This is a genomic window from Xanthomonas sacchari, from assembly GCF_024266585.1.
In the GTDB taxonomy this organism is placed as follows: Bacteria; Pseudomonadota; Gammaproteobacteria; order Xanthomonadales; family Xanthomonadaceae; genus Xanthomonas_A; species Xanthomonas_A sacchari_C.
The window spans coordinates 4183526-4203156 of record NZ_CP100647.1; the positions used below are offsets into that span (position 1 = coordinate 4183526).

16 protein-coding genes are annotated in these 19631 nt (G+C 70.8%); 10 read left to right on the top strand and 6 right to left on the bottom strand.

Going from position 1 to position 19631, the window contains the following annotated elements:
- Positions 1-17: 17 nt before the first annotated feature.
- Positions 18-677: an arylesterase gene (locus NKJ47_RS17630; protein WP_254459053.1), complete on the bottom strand. Its 660-nt coding sequence runs from the start codon at positions 675-677 to the stop codon at positions 18-20.
- 125 nt (positions 678-802) lie between these two features.
- On the opposite strand from NKJ47_RS17630, the gene NKJ47_RS17635 reads away from it, so the two are divergent.
- From NKJ47_RS17635 to NKJ47_RS17665, 7 genes are all read left to right on the top strand, one after another.
- On the top strand, positions 803-1405 hold the full coding sequence (locus tag NKJ47_RS17635; protein WP_254459054.1) for an ABC transporter ATP-binding protein: 603 nt from the start codon (positions 803-805) through the stop codon (positions 1403-1405).
- Positions 1402-3885 carry an ABC transporter permease gene (locus NKJ47_RS17640; RefSeq protein WP_254459055.1) on the top strand — a complete coding sequence of 828 codons (2484 nt, stop codon included), beginning with the start codon at positions 1402-1404 and terminating at the stop codon, positions 3883-3885. The genes NKJ47_RS17635 and NKJ47_RS17640 overlap by 4 nt, the downstream gene beginning before the upstream one ends.
- Positions 3886-4050: 165 nt before the next feature.
- The gene (locus NKJ47_RS17645) at positions 4051-4965 is read left to right on the top strand and encodes a S1 family peptidase (RefSeq protein WP_254459056.1); all 915 of its coding nucleotides are present in this window, start codon (positions 4051-4053) and stop codon (positions 4963-4965) included.
- A gap of 403 nt (positions 4966-5368) precedes the next feature.
- Positions 5369-6265, top strand: a complete 897-nt coding sequence (locus tag NKJ47_RS17650; protein WP_254459057.1) for a TauD/TfdA dioxygenase family protein — start codon at positions 5369-5371, stop codon at positions 6263-6265.
- A 70-nt stretch (positions 6266-6335) separates the two neighbouring features.
- Positions 6336-7394, top strand: coding sequence for an ABC transporter substrate-binding protein (locus NKJ47_RS17655; RefSeq protein WP_254459058.1), 1059 nt, complete (start codon positions 6336-6338; stop codon positions 7392-7394).
- Between the two features lies 1 nt (position 7395).
- Entirely contained in the window at positions 7396-8277 is an 882-nt protein-coding gene (locus tag NKJ47_RS17660; protein WP_254459059.1) for an ABC transporter ATP-binding protein, read from the top strand.
- Positions 8274-9143, top strand: a complete 870-nt coding sequence (locus tag NKJ47_RS17665; RefSeq protein WP_254459060.1) for an ABC transporter permease — start codon at positions 8274-8276, stop codon at positions 9141-9143. Before NKJ47_RS17660 ends, NKJ47_RS17665 begins: the two co-directional genes overlap by 4 nt.
- Before the next feature lie 129 nt (positions 9144-9272).
- On the opposite strand, the gene NKJ47_RS17670 is transcribed toward NKJ47_RS17665, so the two are convergent.
- The 5 genes from NKJ47_RS17670 to NKJ47_RS17690 form a co-directional block, all read right to left on the bottom strand.
- Positions 9273-10211, bottom strand: coding sequence for a DUF6607 family protein (locus tag NKJ47_RS17670; RefSeq protein ID WP_254459061.1), 939 nt, complete (start codon positions 10209-10211; stop codon positions 9273-9275).
- A 52-nt stretch (positions 10212-10263) separates the two neighbouring features.
- Positions 10264-10857 carry a Hemin transport protein gene (locus NKJ47_RS17675; RefSeq protein WP_254459062.1) on the bottom strand — a complete coding sequence of 198 codons (594 nt, stop codon included), beginning with the start codon at positions 10855-10857 and terminating at the stop codon, positions 10264-10266.
- 6 nt (positions 10858-10863) lie between these two features.
- Entirely contained in the window at positions 10864-13074 is a 2211-nt protein-coding gene (locus tag NKJ47_RS17680; RefSeq protein ID WP_254459063.1) for a TonB-dependent hemoglobin/transferrin/lactoferrin family receptor, read from the bottom strand.
- A gap of 178 nt (positions 13075-13252) precedes the next feature.
- On the bottom strand, positions 13253-13453 hold the full coding sequence (gene hemP, locus NKJ47_RS17685) for a hemin uptake protein HemP (RefSeq protein ID WP_254459064.1): 201 nt from the start codon (positions 13451-13453) through the stop codon (positions 13253-13255).
- Positions 13454-13648: 195 nt separating this feature from the next.
- Positions 13649-14620, bottom strand: a complete 972-nt coding sequence (locus NKJ47_RS17690; RefSeq protein WP_254459065.1) for an aldo/keto reductase — start codon at positions 14618-14620, stop codon at positions 13649-13651.
- Positions 14621-14834: 214 nt separating this feature from the next.
- Between NKJ47_RS17690 and NKJ47_RS17695 the strand changes: the two genes are divergently transcribed.
- From NKJ47_RS17695 to NKJ47_RS17705, 3 genes are all read left to right on the top strand, one after another.
- Positions 14835-16133: a NupC/NupG family nucleoside CNT transporter gene (locus NKJ47_RS17695; protein ID WP_254459066.1), complete on the top strand. Its 1299-nt coding sequence runs from the start codon at positions 14835-14837 to the stop codon at positions 16131-16133.
- A 67-nt stretch (positions 16134-16200) separates the two neighbouring features.
- Positions 16201-17157 carry a ribokinase gene (locus NKJ47_RS17700; RefSeq protein WP_254461458.1) on the top strand — a complete coding sequence of 319 codons (957 nt, stop codon included), beginning with the start codon at positions 16201-16203 and terminating at the stop codon, positions 17155-17157.
- Positions 17158-17304: 147 nt separating this feature from the next.
- Positions 17305-19425, top strand: a complete 2121-nt coding sequence (locus tag NKJ47_RS17705) for a TonB-dependent receptor (RefSeq protein WP_254459067.1) — start codon at positions 17305-17307, stop codon at positions 19423-19425.
- The last annotated feature ends 206 nt before the right edge of the window (positions 19426-19631 follow it).

The window sequence follows — 19631 nt, forward strand, 5'->3', positions numbered from 1 at the left end:
CCTGACCCTGAAAAAAACTACTGCGCGATCAACGGCTTGAGCTGCGGCCAGACGTTGTGCAGCACCTTGGGCTGGGCCGCGGCGGTGGGATGCAGGCCGTCGCTCTGCATCAGTGCCGGGTTCAGCGCCACGCCCTCCAGCAGGAACGGCAGCAGGCCGGTCCGGTACTGCTTCGCCAGGTCCGCATAGACCGCGCGCAGGCGCTGCCGGTAGCCCGGTCCGTAGTTTGGCGGCACGTCGATGCCCAGCAACAGCACCTTCGCGCCGGCGTCACGGCTGAGCACGATCATCTTCTCCAGGTTGCCGCGCAGCTCGGCCGGGCTCAGCCCGCGCAACGCGTCGTTGCCGCCCAGTTCGATGACCACCACCGACGGCCGATGCTTCTGCAGCAGCGCCGGCAGGCGGGTCAGCGCGCCGGAAGAGGTCTCGCCGCTGATGCTGGCATTGACCACCGCCGGCGGCGCCCGCATCTGTTGCTGCAGGCGCTTGTCCAGCAAGGCCACCCAGCCGGACTGCAGCGGGATGTTGTGCGCCGCGCTGAGGCTGTCGCCGAGTACCAGCACCGGCCCCGTCGCACCTTTGGCACAGGCGATGGCGGGCAGCAGCACCCACCATGCCAGCAGCAGCCAGGCGCGGCGCGTCCAGGCCCGCTTGCTTCTCGTCTCGTCGCCACGCATCCGGAGATTCCCTTATCGACAGTCAGGCCCCCACGCTTCGCGCCGGCATCGCCATCGACGTGCGCGATGTCGGCAAATCCGTCAACGGACCGGAGGGTACGGTCCACATTCTCGACAAGGTCGGATTGACCATCGGTGAAGGCGACAGCGTCGCCATCGTCGGCGCGTCCGGGTCCGGCAAGACCACCCTGCTCGGTTTGCTGGCCGGCCTGGACCTGCCCACGCGCGGCGAGATCGTGCTGGCCGGGCAGTCGCTCAATACGCTGGACGAGGAAGCCCGCGCCGCGCTGCGCGCGCGCGAGGTCGGCTTCGTGTTCCAGAGCTTCCACCTGCTGCCGTCGCTGACCGCGGCGGAAAACGTCGCATTGCCGCTGGAACTGGCCGGGCGCGAGGATCCGGCGCGGGTACGCGAGGTGCTGGAGGCGGTCGGGCTGAGCGCGCGTGCGCGGCACTACCCGCGGCAACTGTCCGGCGGCGAGCAGCAGCGCGTGGCGCTGGCGCGCGCGTTCGTGGCGCGGCCGCGGATCCTGTTCGCCGACGAACCCACCGGCAGCCTCGACCAGGCCACCGGGCAACAGATCAGCGACCTGCTGTTCGCGCTCAACGCCGGCAGCGATACCACCCTGGTGCTGGTCACCCACGACATGCGCCTGGCGCAGCGCTGCGAACACCGCTACCGGCTCGACGGCGGCCGCCTGCGCGCGGCCGACGCGGCGGATGCCGCATGAACGTGCTGCGCCACGCCGCGCGCGCGCTGCGCCGCGAACTGTTCGCCGGCGACCTGCTGACCGTGTTCGCCGCGCTGGTGCTGGGCGTGGCGGTGATGACCGCGGTCGGCACCCTTGTCGACCGGGTGACCCTGGCGCTGACCGGCAGCGCCGCCGAGGTGATCGGCGGCGACCTCGGCGTGACCGGACGCCAGGACATCCCCGCCACCTTCGCCGAGGAAGCGCAGCGCCGCGGCCTGCGCAGCACGCGCCTGGTCAGTTTCCCCAGCGTGCTGTTCCACGGCGACGCCAGCCAGATGGCCAACATCAAGGCGGTGGGCGCCGGCTACCCGCTGCGCGGCGAGCTGCTGGTCGCCCGCGACACCGTCGGCGCCGGCAGCGAACGCGCCGGACCGCCGCCGCGCGGCGAGGCCTATGCCGATCCGCGCCTGCTCGAAGCCTTGGGCCTGAAGCTCGGCGATGCGCTGGAATTCGGCGCCGGCACGCTGCGCGTGACCCGGGTGCTGCGCGCCGAGCCGGATGCCTCCGGCGAGCTGATGCAGTTGTCGCCGCCGCTGCTGGTCAACCGCGCCGACGTCGACGCCGCCGGCCTGCTCGGCCCCGGCAGCCGTGCCTCCTACCGGCTGATGTTCGCCGGCGCGCCCGGCGAGATCGCCGCCCTGCGCGAGTGGCTGGCACCGCGCGCCAAGGCGTTCCGCCTGGTCGGCATCGAGGACACCCAGCGCGGCGTGCGCGGCGCCTTCGACCGCGCCGGGCGCTTCCTGGCCCTGGCCGCGCTGCTGGCGGTGCTGCTGGCCGGCGTCGCCACCGCGCTGGCCGCCAACCGCTTCGCCCTGCGTCGCATCGACCAGGTCGCGGTCTTGCGTTGCCTGGGCGCGCGCCAGCGCGACATCCTCGGCGCGCTGGCCCTGCAGTTGCTGCTGCTGGCGATCCCGGCCTGCGCGCTCGGCGTCGGCCTGGGCATGCTGGCCCAGGTCGGCCTGGTCGAGGCGCTGGGCAGCCTGATTCCCAACCGCCTGCCGCTGCCGCAGGCGACCCCGGCGCTGGCCGGCGCCGGCATCGGCCTGTTGCTGCTGCTCGGCTTCGGCCTGCCGCCACTGCTGCGCCTGCGCGACGTGCCGCCGATGCGCGTGCTCAACCGCAGCTTCGCCGCGCTGCCGCCGACCTCGCTGCTGGTCTACGCCGCGGCGCTGGTCGCCACCGTGGTGTTGGCGGTCTACGCCACCGGCGACGGCGTGCTGGCGGCCTGGGTGCTGGGCGGCCTGACCCTGCTGGCGGCGCTGGCCGCGGCGGTCGGCGGCGTGCTGCTGGCGGTGTTGCGGCGGCTACAGGGACGCCTGCGCGGACCGTGGAAACTGGGCCTGGCGGCGCTGACCCGGCGCCGTGCGCTGAGCGTGGTGCAGTTGGTGGGTCTGTCGCTGTCGCTGTGCGCGCTGCTGTTGCTGGCGGTGATCGGCCCCGGCCTGCTCGGGCAGTGGCGCGACCGGCTGCCGGCGGACACGCCGAACTACTTCCTGATGAACATCCAGCCCGACCAGGCCGAGCAGGTGCTAAGCACCCTGCGCACGCTGGGCGTGGCCGACGCGGCGGTGGAACCGTTCAGTACCGGCAAGCTGGTGGCGATCAACGGCAAGCCGCCGCAGCGCCGCGAGCAGGGCCCGGACGACGACGGCGACGGCAGCGACCGGCCGATCAACTTCTCCTGGCGGCACACGTTCCCCGCCGCCAACCGGCTGCTGTCCGGACGCTTCTGGGCCGCCGACAGCACCGCCGCCGAAGCTTCGGTGGAGGAAGGCTGGGCGCAGCGCTACGGGCTCAAGCTCGGCGACCGCATCACCCTGCTGCTCGGCGACCAGCAGCGCAGCTTCACCGTGACCAGCCTGCGCAAGGCCGACTGGGATTCGTTCCGGGTCAACTTCTTCCTGCTGCTCAACGCCGGCGCGGTGCAGGATGCGCCGTACAACCTGATCTCCGCCTTCCACCTGCCGCGCGCCTCGGCCGCGCAGCTGAGCGGTCTCAGCCGCGCCTATCCGAACGTGTCGCTGCTGGACATCGACGCGATCCTGCAGCGCGTGCGCGAGGTCATCGACCGCGTCGCCCAGGCGGTGCAACTGGTGATGGGCTTCAGCCTGCTGGCCGGCGCGCTGGTGTTGCTGGCGGCGTTGCAGGCCACCGCCGGCGAGCGCCGCTACGACAGCGCGGTGCTGCGCACGCTGGGCGCGCGGCGCGGGCAACTGCGCGGCGCGGTGCTGGTGGAGTTCGGCGCGCTCGGCCTGCTCGCGGCGCTCCTGGCGGTCGGCGCGGCGGCGATCATCGGCGCGGTGGTGGCCAGGCAGGCCTTCGACCTCGCGCTGTCGCCGCCGTGGCCGGCGCTGCTGCTCGGCGGCCTCGGCGGCGTGGCGCTGAGCCTGCTCGCCGGCTGGTCCGGCACCCGCCGCATCCTGCGTACACCGCCGGCACTGGCCTTGCGCGAGAACTGAGGGCAGCCGGGATTGGGGAATGGGGATTGGGGATTTGGAAAAGCGCTGCACGTTGCGCGGACGTGATACGGTCGCATCGGGCGCTCGGCAGCGGTCTGTGGCGACAGCAGGCGCAATGCGTTCAGCACCACGAGTAGGATCGTGGTACATCGAAAGGAGAAACGCATGAAATGGATTGTCGCCTGTTGCCTGCTTGCCATCGCCACCAAGGCCGGCGCCGTGTTGGTCAGGGCGGACGTGGAGGAAGCGCGCTATCGGATCCCGGCGGCGGCATTCCCGGCACTGGCCGACCTGCCCGGCGAGGGGCACGGTGTGCTGATAGCCCCACGATGGGTGGTCACCGCCGCGCACGCAGCGCCGATGCAGATGCCGGGCATGGACCAGGACGTGTCCATCGGCGGCATGGCGCACAGGATCAAGCGGGTCGTCGTCCATCCCGGCTATCGCAAGCTGCCCGACGCGCTGGTGCAGGAGGCGCTGGCCTCGCGCGACTTCACCAAGTTCTACGCGTTTCTGGCCGCCTCCGACGATATTGCGCTGATCGAGCTGGCCACGCCGGTAACGGACGTGGCGCCGGCCGCGCTGTACCGCGGCGACGACGAGGTGGGGATGACCGCCGAACTGATCGGCAAGGGCGCCACCGGCAACGGCAGCGTCGGCCAGGATCCCCACGGTGCCCATCGCGGCGTGCTGCGCCACGCGTTCAACATGATCGTCGGCGCTGATCCGCGCTACCTCTGGTATCGCTTCGATCCGCCGCCGTCTGCCCTGCCGCTGGAAGGCATCGCCGGCAGCGGCGACAGCGGCGGCCCCTTGTTGATCGGCGCAGGCGATGCGCGCCAGCTCGTCGGCCTGACCTCCTGGGGTCAATATCCGCCGGCCCATCCGTTCTGGAGCACCTGGACAGCACAGCGCCCGTTCGTGCAAGGCCTGTATGGCCAGCTCACGCATGCGGTCCGCGTGTCCCACTATTTGCCGTGGATCCAACAGGTAATGTCCTCTGCCACGGACGACACGTCGCCGACCGCGACGCCACAAACGTCCGCGGCGTCCGGGCAAATGCAGGTTCCGGCTCCCTGATCTTTCACCGAGTCGGCACCCGCCGCATCTGCGCACGCCGCCAGCGCTGGGCTTGCGCGAGAACCAAGCGCCTTGCGGCCCGGCACGCCGGGCCGCTGCAAGACGCGGACGTCGCCCCCGCGGGCTTGCCACCATCGGCGGCACGCACCACCAACGGCGATCGGCGCACCACGACGCATCCCCAATCCCCAATCCCCAATCCCCAATCCCCAATCCCCAATCCCGAATCCCGAATCCCGAATCCCGAATCCCGAATCCCGAATCCCGGCACCAAGCATATGCCGGTTGCGTATAAGCACCATCCGAATCGTTGCTTCGGCGCGCGCCGGACGCGGCCTAGAGTGGGCATGGACGCCGCATGCCGGAGCCGTGGCGTCGCATCCTTCGCAGACGAGACCGCAGCATGGCGCGCGCATCCATCGCAACACGGCCGGCCGCCGCCGCGGCGCCGGCGGTCCGCATCGAACCGTTCGCCGCGCCGCTGGGCGCGCAGGTGCTGGGCCTGGACTTGACGCGTCCTCTGGACGCGGCCACGTTCGCGCTGCTGCATCGCGCGCACCTGCACTACCACGTGCTGGTGTTCCGCGACCAGCGCATCACCCCGGCGCAGCAGGTGGCCTTCAGCCGCCGCTTCGGCCCGCTGCAGATCCATGTGCTGCGCCAGTTCCAGCTGCGCGATCACCCGGAAGTGCTGGTGGTGTCCAACATCAAGGAGCACGGCCAGCCGATCGGGCTGGGCGATGCCGGCCACTACTGGCATTCGGACCTGTCGTACAAGCCGACCCCGAGCCTGGGTTCGATGCTGCTGGCGCAGGAGTTGCCCGCCGAGGGCGGCGACACCTTGTTCGCCAACCAGCACCTGGCCTGGGACACGCTGCCGCCCGAGCTGCAGCGCGCGGTCGACGGGCGCCTGGCCGAGCACAGCTACCTGGCCAAGTACGAGGACCTGCGCAAGCGCAATCCGTGGCGGCCGCCGCTGACCCAGGCGCAGATCGACGAGGTGCCGCCGGTGCGCCATCCGATCGTGCGCACCCATCCCGAGACCGGGCGCCGCGCGCTGTTCGTCAGCGAGCACTTCACCACCCGCATCGTCGGCCTGCCGCAGGACGAAAGCGACGCCCTGCTGCAGGCGCTGTTCGCGCACAGCAGCGCCGATGCGCTGGTCTACCGGCATCGCTGGCAAGCGCACGACATGGTGTTCTGGGACAACCGCTCGGTCACCCACCTGGCCGGCGGCACCCCGGACCACCTGCGCCGGCGCCTGCACCGCACCACCATCGAGGGCGACGTGCCGTTCTGAGCCAGGCCCCTCCGCGCGGCGCTTCCGCCGCCGTCCGCCAGCGTAGCCCTCTCCCGCCCTGGAACGACGCATGACCGCTTTCGATTCGCCCGCTTTCCCGCCTGCCGCACCGTCCGCCGCTGCAGCGCGGCGGCTACGCTGGTTCGCCGCCGCGCTGCTCGCCGTCGCACTGCTGCACACCCAGCCGGCGCAGGCCGAAGGCCGGCTGCGCATCGCCAAGCAATACGGCATCGTCTACCTGCTGCTGGACGTGGCGCAGGAGCAGAAGCTGATCGAGAAGCACGGCAAGGCCGCCGGCATCGACATCGCGGTGGAGACCGTGCAGTTGTCCGGCGGCGCGGCCGCCAACGATGCGCTGCTGTCCGGGTCGATCGACGTGGCCGGCGCCGGCGTCGGCCCGCTGTTCACCCTGTGGGACCGCACGCGCGGCCGCCAGAACGTGCGCGGCGTGGCCTCGCTGGGCAACTTTCCCTACTACCTGATCAGCAACGATCCGCGGATCAAGACCCTGGACGACTTCGGCCCGCGCGACCGCATCGCGGTGCCGGCGGTCGGCGTCTCGGTGCAGTCGCGGCTGCTGCAGCACGCCTCGGCGCAGCGCTGGGGCGAACGCGCCTACAACCGGCTGGACGCGCAGCAGGTCGCCTTGCCGCATCCCGACGCGGCCGCGGCGATCATCCGCGGCGGCACCGAGATCACCGCGCACTTCGCCAGCCCGCCGTTCCAGGAGCAGGAACTGGCGCGCAATCCGAAGGCGCACATCGTGCTCGACTCCTACGCGATCGAAGGCGGCCCGACCTCGGCCACGGTGCTGTACGCCACCGAGAAGTTCCGCCGCGACAATCCCAAGACCTACCAGGCCTTCGTCGCCGCGCTGGCCGAGGCGGCGGTCTTCGTGCAGCGCCAGCCGGAACAGGCGGCGGACCTGTTCGTGCGCCGCAATGGCGGCAAGATCGACCGCGCGCTGGTGCTGCGCATCCTCAAGGACCCCAAGGTGCAGTTCAAGACCGCGCCGCAGAACACGCTCAAGCTCGGCCAGTTCCTGTCCCGGATCGGCGCGATCAAGCAGGCGCCGACTTCGGTCAAGGATTATTTCTTCGACAGCGCGCAAGTGGCCGGAGGCAGCTGAGATGAATCCCTTCGCCTTGACGCCGGCACCGTTGCTGCAGCTCGAGCGGGTCAGCCTGGACTACGCCAGCGGAGCGCGCGTGGTCCGCGCCACGCATCAGGTCAGCTTCGACGTGTACGCCGCCGACCGCCTGGTGCTGCTCGGCCCGTCGGGTTGCGGCAAGTCGACCCTGCTCAAGGCCATCGCCGGTTTCGTCGCGCCCAGCGAGGGGCAGATCCGCCTGGACGGGCAGGTGCTGCGCGCCCCGGGACCGGACCGGGTGGTGGTGTTCCAGGAATTCGACCAGTTGGCGCCGTGGAAGACGGTCCGCCAGAACGTCGCCTTCGGCCTGCGCGCGGCGCGCAAGCTGGGGCGGCGCGAGGCGGGCGAGCGCGCCGATCATTTCCTGCACAAGGTCGGGTTGTCTGCGTTCGCCGATGCCTACCCGCACACCTTGTCCGGCGGCATGAAGCAGCGCGTGGCGATCGCGCGGGCGCTGGCGATGCAGCCACGCGTGCTGCTGATGGACGAGCCGTTCGCCGCGCTCGACGCGCTGACCCGCCAGCGCATGCAGCAGGAAGTGCTGGAGTTGTGGGACGAGGCCCGCTTCACCTTGCTGTTCGTGACCCACTCGATCGAGGAGGCCTTGCTGGTCGGCAGCCGCATCGTGCTGCTGTCGGCGCATCCGGGCCAGGTGCGCGCCGAACTCAACAGCCATGGCTTCGGTCCCGCCAGCGTCGGCAGCCCGGCGTTCCAGCACGCCGCCCAGCGCATCCACCGGCTGCTGTTCGACCCGCCCGGCGCCAGCGAAGACGTGGTCGAGAGCGAGGCCGAGACAGCGACGGCCGCCAGCAACGTGGCGCCGCTGCGCCGGCGCGCGGGCGCACGCGAGGCCACGCCATGAGCGCCGCCGCGCCGCTGCGGCCGCCGATCCGCGCCGAGTACGAGAACCCGGTGTTGCCCTACGCCGCCGCCGCGCCGGCGACCGTGGCGCGACGCCGGCAGTTCCCGGACTGGCTGCGCCAGGCGCTGGTGCTGGTCGTGCTGGCGGCGCTGTGGGAAGCGGCGGCGCGCTGGCTCGACGACGACCTGCTGCTGCCGAGCTTCCTGCAGACCGCGCGCGCCTTCGCCGACGGGCTGTGGACGGGCGAATTGCTGGGCCGGGTCGGCGCCTCGCTGCGCATGCTCGCGCAAGGCTATGCGCTCGGCGTGGCCCTGGCCTTCGGCCTGACCGCGCTGGCGGTCTCGACCCGGATCGGCCGCGACCTGCTGAGCACGCTGACGGCGATGTTCAATCCGCTGCCGGCGATCGCCCTGCTGCCGCTGGCCCTGTTGTGGTTCGGCCTGGGCAACGGCAGCCTGGTGTTCGTGCTGGTACACGCGGTGCTGTGGCCGCTGGCGCTGAACACCTACGCCGGTTTCCAGGGCGTGCCGGAGACACTGCGCATGGCCGCGCGCAACTACGGCCTGCACGGCCTGCGCTACGTGGTCGCGATCCTGGTCCCGGCCGCGCTGCCGGCGATCCTGTCCGGCCTGAAGATCGCCTGGGCCTTCGCCTGGCGCACGCTGATCGCCGCCGAACTGGTGTTCGGCGCCACCTCCGGCCAGGGCGGCCTGGGCTGGTACATCTTCCAGAATCGCAACGAGCTCTACACCGACCGCGTCTTCGCCGGGCTGGCGATGGTGATCCTGCTCGGCCTGCTGGTGGAAGGCGCCGGCTTCCGCGTCCTGGAACGGCTCACCGTGCGTCGCTGGGGCATGCAGCGCTGAGCGGCGCGGGCCGCCTCCGCCACCGGCCGGCGCCGGCCACTCCCCCCGCGCATCGACGAACGCCCAAAAGGGAAGGCGCCATCCCGGCCGCCTTCCCACCCTGGCGGTGTCGCGACGGCGGCGCTGCGCTCAGCGCGCGGCCGCGGCCGGCTCCACCCACTGCGCGAACACCGCATCGAGTTGCGCATCGCCGACCGGCTTGCCGGCCTGCACCGCCTCGGCCTGTTCGAACAGCGGCACGATCATCGCCATGCCATCGACCTTGGTCTTCAGGTGCACGCCCGGCGGCGTGCCGAGGAACCGGTCCCAGCGCGCGCGCACCTTCGCCCAATAGCCCTGGGTGGCCTTCCAGTAGGCATAGGCCGGCGCAAAATCGACCTGTTGGGTCTTGACGTAGTCGTTGAAGCCGAACTCGCGGGCGATGGCCTGCTGGCTGCCGTCGGGCTTGCGCAGCACCTTGGTGTTGAACTGTTCGTGGGTCCAGCCGGCCGGGGTCAGCGTGTGCCGGTTGATCGCCGCCAGCGCGTTGTAGTCGCTGCGCTTGGTGTACTCGCGGCGCGGCAACGGCCGCCAGGTCAGGTCGCTGGTCCAGGTCGGATGGCCGTCGGCGTAGTCCCAGCGCCCGGTGCCGCAATAGCGCGGCGCGTCGCTGACCTCGTACACGCACTGGGTCCAGGCGCCGCGGGTGGCCGCCGCATCGAGCGGGCGCACCTGCCAGGTCTGGTCGGCACTGAACTCGAAGCGCTGCGGCGCCTCGTAGACCCAGTCCTGGCGCCAGTGCTTGGTCACGTGGCCGCTCTTGGGCTCCACCAGCAGATGCTGCAGCACCACCTTGCGCGGGCTGTCCTCGACCACGATCACCACTTCGTCGCCGCCGCTGCGCAGCGGTGCGGCACGCGCGTAGCCGGGTTGCAGCAGCACGGTCTCGTCGAAGGCGAACGTCACCGTGTACTCGCCCTGCATCGCCAGGATGCTGGCGCGGTCGCGCGCCGGATCGGCGTTCTCGGCGTGGGCGGGAAGATTGCCGGCAAGCAGCAGGGCAAACAACAGCGGAGGGGCTTTCATCATCGAAAAGGGTGTAGTTGTTGTTGATGGGAAACGGGGAACCACGATCGGCCACTCACAGCCGCAGCAGCGGCCACGGCCGGTCGGGATCGGGGCGCGGCGCAGGGCGCCCGGCGCGGGCGCAGCAGCAATCGTCGACCAGCACATCGCCTTCGGCCGCCTCCAGGCGCGCGATGCGCCGGGCGATGCTGGCGCCGAGCGGCGACACGCCGGCCACGCTGGCCGCCAGCACGCCATCGGCCGCGTGCAGGCGCAGCGCCCGTGCCTGCCAGCCATCGCCGCGCAGGCGGCCGGCGACGCGCCGCCACAGCCGCTCGGCGACGCCGCCGTCGGCGGCATCCTGCGCCGCGGGCAAGGCCGACAACAGCGTGTCCCAGGCGACGAAATCGCTGTCCGGCAGCAGGTACAGGCGCCAGCAGCACTGCTGTTGGCAATCGTAGAAGCGCAGGCTCTCCAGCACCCCGTCGCTGTCCACGTCCAGGTGCGCGGCCACGCTGCGGGCATGGCGCCAGCCGATCAGTTCGGCGCCGGTGCGGGCGCGGTACAGGCACAGCACGGTGCCCAGCGCGGCCAGCTGCGCCGGGCGCGGCAGCGGCGCGGTGGCGGCGATCCGCTCCGGGCCGGTACGCGCTGGCGCGGCGGTGCGCATGTGCCGCTACCAGTCCAGCGCCAGGCTGACCGAGACATTGCGCCCGGCGCCGGTATAGCGGTCGAGCACGGCGCTGCTGGCCAGGGTCGCGCCGGGCAGCATGTTCCAGTCGATGTAGCGGCGGTCGGCCAGGTTGAACACGCCCACGTCGAGCCGCGCGCCTTCGGTGAAGCGCCAGTGCGCGAGCAGGTCCAGCGTCGCGTAGCCGGCCGGCGTGTAGTAGGTCGGCAGTTCCGGGCGGCGCTTCTTCGCCACCGCGGTGGCGACCAGTTGCGCGCCCCAGGTGCTGCGGTCGTAGCCCAGCCCGAGCACGCCGCGCAGCGGATCCACCGAATTGAGCGGCGTGCCGTCGGTGCGGTTGTCGCCGCGCGCATAGGCGGCGCTGGCCTGCAGCGACCAACCGGCCCAGCGCGCATCGAGCGCGCCGACGTCGATGCCGGCCTTGGCCTCCACGCCACGGATGACGACCCGATCCACGTTGCGCGACTGGTACAGCATCAGGCCGTCGGCGTTGAAGCCGACGAAGCGGTAGGACTCGATGAAGTCGCGGTAGGCGTTGCGGTAGGCGCTCAGGCCGGCGTAGACGGCCGGGCCGGCATAGCGCAGGCCGAGTTCCGCACCGCGGCTGGTCTCCGGCTTCAGGTCGGGATTGGCGATCGCGGTGTAGCCGATCAGCAGGTTGGTGAAGCCGATATTGACGTCGTTGTAGGGCGGCGCGCGGAAGCCGTGCGCGTAGTTGGCGTACAGCGACCAGGCGTCGTCCAGGCGCCAGATCGCGCCGAGCTTGGGCGAGACGTTGCGGTCGCTGATCTTCTTCGCCGCCACGCCGGGATTGTCGGTGGCGAAGATCGCGTCGACCTGCGGCGACAACCGGTAGTAATCGGCACGCAGCGCCGGGATCAGGCGGAAGCGGCCGTCGGCCAGCGCGATCTCGTCCTGCAGGTAGGCGCCGGCCTTGATCGTCTCGGTGATCGGGAAATCGCGGACCGGGAAGGTCTCCATGCCCACGGTCTTGCTGATCGCCCCGGTGCGCAGGTTCAGCGTGTGGCCGTCGCGCTTCTCGTGGGTGTCGGTGTGCGACAGGTCGATGCCGTAGCTGATGTCGTGCACCACGCTACCCTGGTCCACCCGCTTGTGCAGATTGGCCTGCAGCCCGTACAGGCGCTGGTCGAAGTCGTGTTCCATATGCCGCAGCGTGCCGTTGCTGCGGCGTTCGTCGGTGCGCTGCAGGCTCTGGCTGTCCTGGCGATACAGCTGCCACTGCAGGTCGTCGGCAAGCAGCGTGTCGAGCTGGTCCGCCTCGTGGGCCAGCGAGACGCGGGCGCGGGTCTGGTGGTCGCGGCCACGCTGGGACAGGATGCTGGCAGTGACGTTGCTCAGCGCGTCGATGCGGGAGTAGTCCTCGTTGCCTTCCACGGTCAGCTTGAAGCGCTGGTTCGCGCTGGGCGCGTAGACCAGCTTGCTGAGCAGGCTGCGGCCATCGCTGTTGAGCGGATTGGGCGCGGTGCGCGCCGCGCCGATGCTGCGGTTGTCGCCCTGGGTCTCGCTTTCCTGGCCCTGGCGATGGCTGAGCGCGGCCATGCCGCTCCAGCGCGCGCCGCCGAAGGCGACCAGCGCGCCGGCGAACAGGCCCTTCCACTCGCTCTCGTAGCCGAACTTCAGGCCGACGTAGCTGTCCTTGCCCGGCGCCAGGTAGTCGGACGGATCCTTGGTGACGTAGGCGACCACGCCGCCGAGCGCATCGGAGCCGTACAGCGCGCTGGCCGGGCCGCGCACGATCTCCACGCGCTTGAGCGTGTCCATGTCGACGAAGTTGCGGTTGGCGTTGAGGTAGCTGCCGAAGCTGAAGCCGTCCGAGACCGGAATGCCGTCGGTCTGGATCAGCACACGGTTGCCGTCCAGGCCGCGGATACGGATGCCGCCGATGCCGCTGAAGCGGCCGCTGTTGCCGGTGGCGGAGACGCCGGGCGTGTAGCGCAGCAGATCCTTCAGGTCGTGGACCAGTGTGCGGTCCATCTGTTCGCGGTCGATCACATCGACGCTGCCGGGCACGTCGACGATGGCGCGCTGGGTGCGGGTGGCGGTGACCTGCAGGCGATCGAAATCGCGGATGGCCGCCGCACCGGTGTCGGCGTCGGCAGGGGATGCGGGAGCGGCATGCGCGCTGGCAGTCAGGGCCAGCCACAGCGCGCCGGTCAGCGGAGCGGTACGGAACATGGAGAGCATCGGTGGTCGCGCAAGACCCTCGACCGGCACGGCGCGCAGGCCGCGCGCCTGGCCGAGGGGGGAGAGAAGGATCGCGACTGCGAGGCGGCCGCGGCCGGCGCGCAAGGGCGTCGGCCAGGTGGCGGCAGTGTCGAGCGGTACGCCGGCCGCGCGCGGCGGCCGGACGGCGTTACTTGGTCAGGATCAGCTTGTCGTTGCTGGTGTGGCGCAGGCGATACACGCGGTCGCCGTGCTGGATCAGCACTTCGCGGCGGCCCTTGAGCAGCGCCTGGCTGCTGATGGTTTCTTCGGCAGGCACCGCGCGCGGCGCCGTACGCTCGCGCAGGCTCAGGGTTTCGGGGTGACGCAACAGCACGGGTTGAGCGGTCATGGTCGAACTCCATCCACAGGGTGCATGAAGATGATAATGATTCTCAATACTTAATCAAGACCCATTCTCGCCCATTTCGATTCGCGGTTGCGATCAAGATCGCAAGATCAAAAGATGCAAAAAATCGAAGGCACCTCTCCCGACTCGGCCACCGCACCGCCGCCGCTTGGCGCGGCGGCGGCGCCCCTGCCGCCCTCACTCCAGCGCGGACTCGACCCGGCCCCACCATGCCGCATCGTCGCGCTCGGCCAGTTCCAGCGCGGCCAGGTTCTCCAGCAACTGCGCGACCCGGCTGGCGCCGAGGATCACCGTGGACACGTGCGGGTTGCGCAGGCACCAGGCGATCGCCAGCGCCGCCGGCGCCACCCCCTCGGCCGCGGCCAGCGCGGTGAAGGCGCGCGCGCGCTCGACCCGGCGCTGCGCGGGCGGCCCGATCACCTCCTGCTGCAGCCAGGCATTGCGCTCCTGGCCCAGCCGCGAGGCCGGATCGATGCCGTCGTTGTACTTGCCGGTGAGCAGGCCCGAGGCCAGCGGCGACCAGATGGTGGTGCCCAGGCCCAGTTCGGCGTACAGCGGTGCGTACTCCTGCTCCACGCGCTCGCGGTGCAGCAGGTTGTACTGCGGCTGCTCCATCGACGGGCCGTGCAGGCCCAGCGCGCGCGCCACCTGCGCCGCCTCGCGGATGCGCTCGGCCGGCCACTCGGAGGTGCCCCAGTACAGCACCTTGCCCTGGCGGATCAGCGCGTCCATCGCGCGCACGGTTTCCTCCACCGGCGTGTCCGGATCGGGGCGGTGGCAGTAGTACAGGTCCAGGTAATCCACCCGCAGGCGCTTGAGCGCCGCATGGCAGGCGTCGGTGACGTGCTTGCGCGAGAGCCCGCGCTGGGTCGGGCGCGGCGACTCCACGGCGCCGAAGTAGACTTTGCTGGACACGCAGAAGCCGTCGCGCGGCAGGCGCAGGTCGGCGATCACGTCGCCCATCACCTGCTCGGCGCGGCCGTGCGCGTAGACCTCGGCGTTGTCGAAGAAGTTGATGCCGTGGTCCCAGGCGGCGGCGATCAGGTTGCGCGCTTCGTCGCGGCCGGTCTGCCCGCCGAAGTTGATCCAGGCACCGAACGACAGCGCCGACAGCTGCAACCCGGTGGTCCCGAGGCGACGGTAATGCATGGCAACTCCTCCTGCTGAGCGAACCCGCGGCATGGCCGGGGACGGCCACACAGTGTAGCGGTGCCGCCCGGCATCGCCCCGCCAGCGGCAGGGCCCCCGCTCTTGCGAATCCCCAATCCCGAATCCCCAATCCCCGACTGAACACGCCTCGCCTTGCCGGCCGTCACCCCCTGCACTAGGCTTCCCGTCTTTGGTCGGGGACCCGGGGACGCAGATGGTCGAAGGATTGGGAAGGATCGGCTTCGGCCTGTTCGGGTTGGCGGTGTTGATCGGGATCACCTGGCTGTTCTCCAACAACCGCCGGGCGGTGGACTGGAAGCTGGTCGCGACCGGCCTGGTCCTGCAGATCGGCTTCGCCTCGCTGGTGCTGCTGGTACCGGGCGGGCGCGAGGTGTTCGACTGGCTCGGCCAGGTGTTCGTGAAGGTGCTGAGCTTCGTCAACGAAGGCTCCAGCTTCATCTTCGGCAACCTGCTCGACACCAAGACCTACGGCTTCATCTTCGCCTTCCAGGTGCTGCCGACCATCATCTTCTTCTCCGCGCTGATGGGCGTGCTGTACCACCTGGGGGTGATGCAGGCGGTGGTGCGGGTGATGGCCTGGGCGATCACCAAGGTGATGCGCGTGTCCGGCGCCGAGACCACCAGCGTCTGCGCCAGCGTGTTCATCGGCCAGACCGAGGCGCCGCTGACGGTGCGCCCGTACATCCCGCGCATGACCGAGTCCGAGCTGCTGACGATGATGATCGGCGGCATGGCGCACATCGCCGGCGGCGTGCTGGCAGCCTACGTGGGCATGCTCGGCGGCGGCGATCCGGCGCAGCAGGCGTTCTACGCCAAGCATCTGCTGGCGGCCAGCATCATGGCCGCGCCGGCGACGCTGGTGGTGGCCAAGCTGCTGATCCCGGAGACCGGCACGCCGCTGACCCGCGGCACGGTCAAGATGGAAGTGGAGAAGACCACCAGCAACGTGATCGACGCCGCCGCCGCCGGCGCCGGCGACGGCCTGCGCCTGGCGCTGAACATCGGCGCGATGCTGCTGGCCTTCATCGCCCTGATCGCGCTGGTCAACGCGCCGCTGACCTGGCTCGGCGACGTCACCGGGCTGGCCGCCGTGCTCGGCCGCCCGACCAACCTGTCCACCATCTTCGGCTACGTGCTGGCGCCGGTGGCCTGGGTGATCGGCACGCCGTGGCCGGATGCGACCACGGTCGGCTCGCTGATCGGCCAGAAGGTGGTCATCAACGAGTTCGTCGCGTATACCGAGCTGTCGCGCATCGTCCAGGGCCAGGTGCCGGGCGTGAGCCTGAGCGCGGAAGGCCGGCTGGTCGCCACCTACGCGCTGTGCGGCTTCGCCAACTTCAGCTCGATCGCGATCCAGATCGGCGGTATCGGCGGCCTGGCCCCGGAGCGCCGCCACGACCTGGCCCGCTTCGGCCTGCGCGCGGTACTGGGCGGCTCGATCGCCACCTTCATGACCGCGACCATCGCCGGGGTGCTGTCGCATTTCGCCTGAGCCGGTCGCTGCGTTCGCTATACCGTTTTTCCTTTTTTCAGTTCCAGTCGAGAAGTAGTACATGCCTATGAGTTCGGTCATCGTCGTCGGTTCGTTCAATGTCGACCATGTGTGGCGGTGCGAGAATCTGCCCGCAGCGGGGGCGACCATCGCCGGCCGCTACAGCACCGGCCCCGGCGGCAAGGGCTTCAACCAGGCGGTGGCGGCGGCCCGCGCCGGCGCGCGCACCAGCTTCGTCTGCGCGCTCGGCGACGATGCCGGCGGCGCGATGGCGCGCGGCCTGGCGGCGCAGGACGGCATCGCCCTGGTCGCCGAGGCCAGCACCGAGCCGACCGGTACCGGCGGCATCTACGTCGACGGCCACGGCCGCAACACCATCGTCATCGGCGCCGGCGCCAATGCCGCGCTGAGCCTGGACTTCGTGCAGGCGCAGCGCCCGCTGCTGGGCTCGGCGCGGGTACTGCTGGCGCAGCTGGAGTCGCCGATCGAGACCATCGAGGCCACCCTGGCGCTGGCGCGCGAAGCCGGCCTGACCACGGTGCTCAACGCCGCCCCGGCCAACGCGCAGACCAGCATCGGCCTGCTCAAGCTGGCCGACGTGCTGACCCCCAACGAGACCGAGTTCGCCGCCCTGCTGGCGCGTCACGTCGGCGTGCGCGTGGACGCCGACGACGTCGCCGCCACCGATGGCGGCAGCCTGCACGCGCTGTGCCGCAAGCTGCTGCCGGGTGGCACCGTGGTGGTGACGCTGGGCGCGGTCGGCGCGTTCATCTCGCATCCGGAGGAGCGCCTGCTCGGCGACACCCAGCCCTACTACCGGATCGGCGCCGAAGCCGCGCACACCGTGGACACCACCGGTGCCGGCGATGCCTTCAACGGCGCCCTGGTGGCCTCGCTGGCGCAATCGCCGAACGCCACGTTCGCCACCCACGTGCGCTTCGCCAACCATTACGCGGCGCGCTCCACCGAAGCCGAAGGCGCGGCGGCGTCGATGCCGCGGTTGACCCCGGACAGCGCCGGCTGAGGCATCGGCGCCTCCCCCGATCCAGCGCCGCCGCGCAATCGCGCACCACATCACATTACGTGCCGGGATGCGGCATGCAATGTCCGGCGTTGACACAATAATAATTCTCATTAACATCCGCAGCCACTTCGTCACCTGGCTGAACCGATGTCCCCACACCCGCTCTCCACCGCGCTCGCCCTGAGCCTGCTCGGCAGCTGTGCCCTGCCCGCCGCCCATGCCCAGACGGTGGTCGACCTCGACCGGGTCAGCGTGTCGGCCAGCACCAGCCGCATGCCGGAGTCGGCGGCGGCGCTGCCGAACACCATCACCGTCATCGACCAGGCGCAACTGCGCCAGCAACTGGCGCTGACCCAGGACCTGTCGCAGGTGCTGGCCAACCTGATCCCCTCGTTCTCGCCCTCGCGGCAGAAGCTGACCACCAGCGGCGAGACGCTGCGCGGACGCAAGCCGCTGTACCTGATCGACGGCATCCCGCAGTCCACCCCGCTGCGCGAGGGCGGCCGCGACGGACACACCATCGACCCGGCGATGATCGAGCGCATCGAGGTGATCCACGGCGCCAATGCGCTGCAGGGCCTGGGCGCCTCCGGCGGCATCATCAACATCATCACCAAGCGCGCGCCGCGCCAGGATGGGCAGAGCTTCCAGGACATCGCCGTGGCCGGCAGCAGCGCGCTGCCGCACCGCAGCGACAGTACCGGCGAGCGCGCCTCGTATCTGTTCGGCACCCGTCAGGGCGCGTTCGATGCGGTCGCCGGCGTGTCCTATGCGCGCGAAGGCCTCTACTACGACGGCAACGGCCAGGCAGTCGGCGTGCAGGACATCCAGGGCGACCTGATGGACGCCAGCAGCCACGACCTGTTCGCCAAGCTCGGCTGGAACCTCGATCCGCAGCGCCGGCTGCAACTCAACGCCAACCGCTACACGCTGCAGGGCGACAACGACTACCTCACCGTTCCCGGCGACATCGCCAGCGGCCGCCCGGCCACCTCGCGGCGCGGCGAGAAGATCACCGAGGCGCCGCGCAACCGCTCCACCTCGGTCAGCCTGGACTACACCGACAACGCGCTGGCCGGCGGCTACCTGCAAGCGCAGGCGTACTGGGTGGACTTCGCCGGGCGCTACGGCGGCACCACCTTCGCCAACCTGCTCAACGACGGCCGCAGCGTGCTCGACCAGTCGCAGAACACCTCGCGCAAGGTCGGCGCCAAGACCAGTTGGTCGCGCGGCGACCTGTTCGGGCTGCCGCTGCGCGCCACGCTCGGCCTGGACCTGGCCAGCGACCGCACTTACCAGGAACTGGTGCGCAGCGGCCTGAAGTGGGTGCCGGCGACGACCTACCGCTCGCTGTCGCCGTTCGTGCAGGCCGAGTATCGCCTCGCGCCGCAGTGGACGCTCAGCGCCGGCCTGCGCTACGAGCGCGGCACGCTGGAGGTGAACGACTTCACCACCATCCCCAGCAACAACGGCGGCCAGTTCGTGCGCGGTGGCAAACCCACCACCACCGAGACCCTGCCCAACGTGGGCCTGGTCTGGGACGCCACCGAGGCGCTGAAGCTGTACGCGTCCTATTCCGAAGGCTACACCGTGGCCGACATCGGCCGCGTGTTGCGCTCCATCAACGTGCCGAACCAGCGCGTGGACACCCTGGTGGACCTGCGCCCGGTAATTTCCGACAACCGCGAGATCGGCGCGGACTACGAGGATGGGCGCTGGCTGATCCACGCCGCCTACTACTGGTCCGATGCCAAGCGTGGCACCCGCCTGGACTACGACCCCGCCACCCAGAGCTATCGCGTGGCGCGCGAGCGCACCGAGATCCAGGGCTTCGAGGGCACCGCCACCTGGCAGGCCGCCGAAGGCACCCGCCTGGGGGTGGGCTACGCCACCGCCGATGCGCGCTACGACAGCAACGGCGATGGCCGCGTCGACAGCGACATGCCCGGTGCCAGCGTCAGCCCGGACCGCGTGACCGCGTTCTGGCAGCAGCAGTGGACGCCGGGCATCTCCACGCGCCTGCAGGGCAGTCGCGCGGTCAGCCGCCGCTTCGACCTGCGCGGCACGCAGGTGGCGCAGTTCGATGGCTACACCACGTTCGACCTGCAGACCAGCATCGCGCTGCCGCGGGGACAACTGAGCGTGGGCGTGGAGAACCTGTTCGATCGCCAGTACCTGAGCTATTACGCGCAGACCACGCCGCGCAACGATACCTACACCGCCGGTCGCGGGCGGGTGCTGACGGTCGGCTGGAACGTGCGCTTCTGAGGCGCCGGCTCGGCCAGGGCCGCATCGGAAGCACCCGGCCATGTCTCTGGCGGCCCGAGGCAACCCCGCCGGCCGCCTGGTCACGCTGAGGGCGCACGCACCGCCACCGATCCGCGACGGCAGCGGCACAGGTTCCGCGCGATACAAACGGATCCGCTGAACCGCACATGCCCCCGCGCCCGCGGCGCGGGCGATGTCCTCGCCCG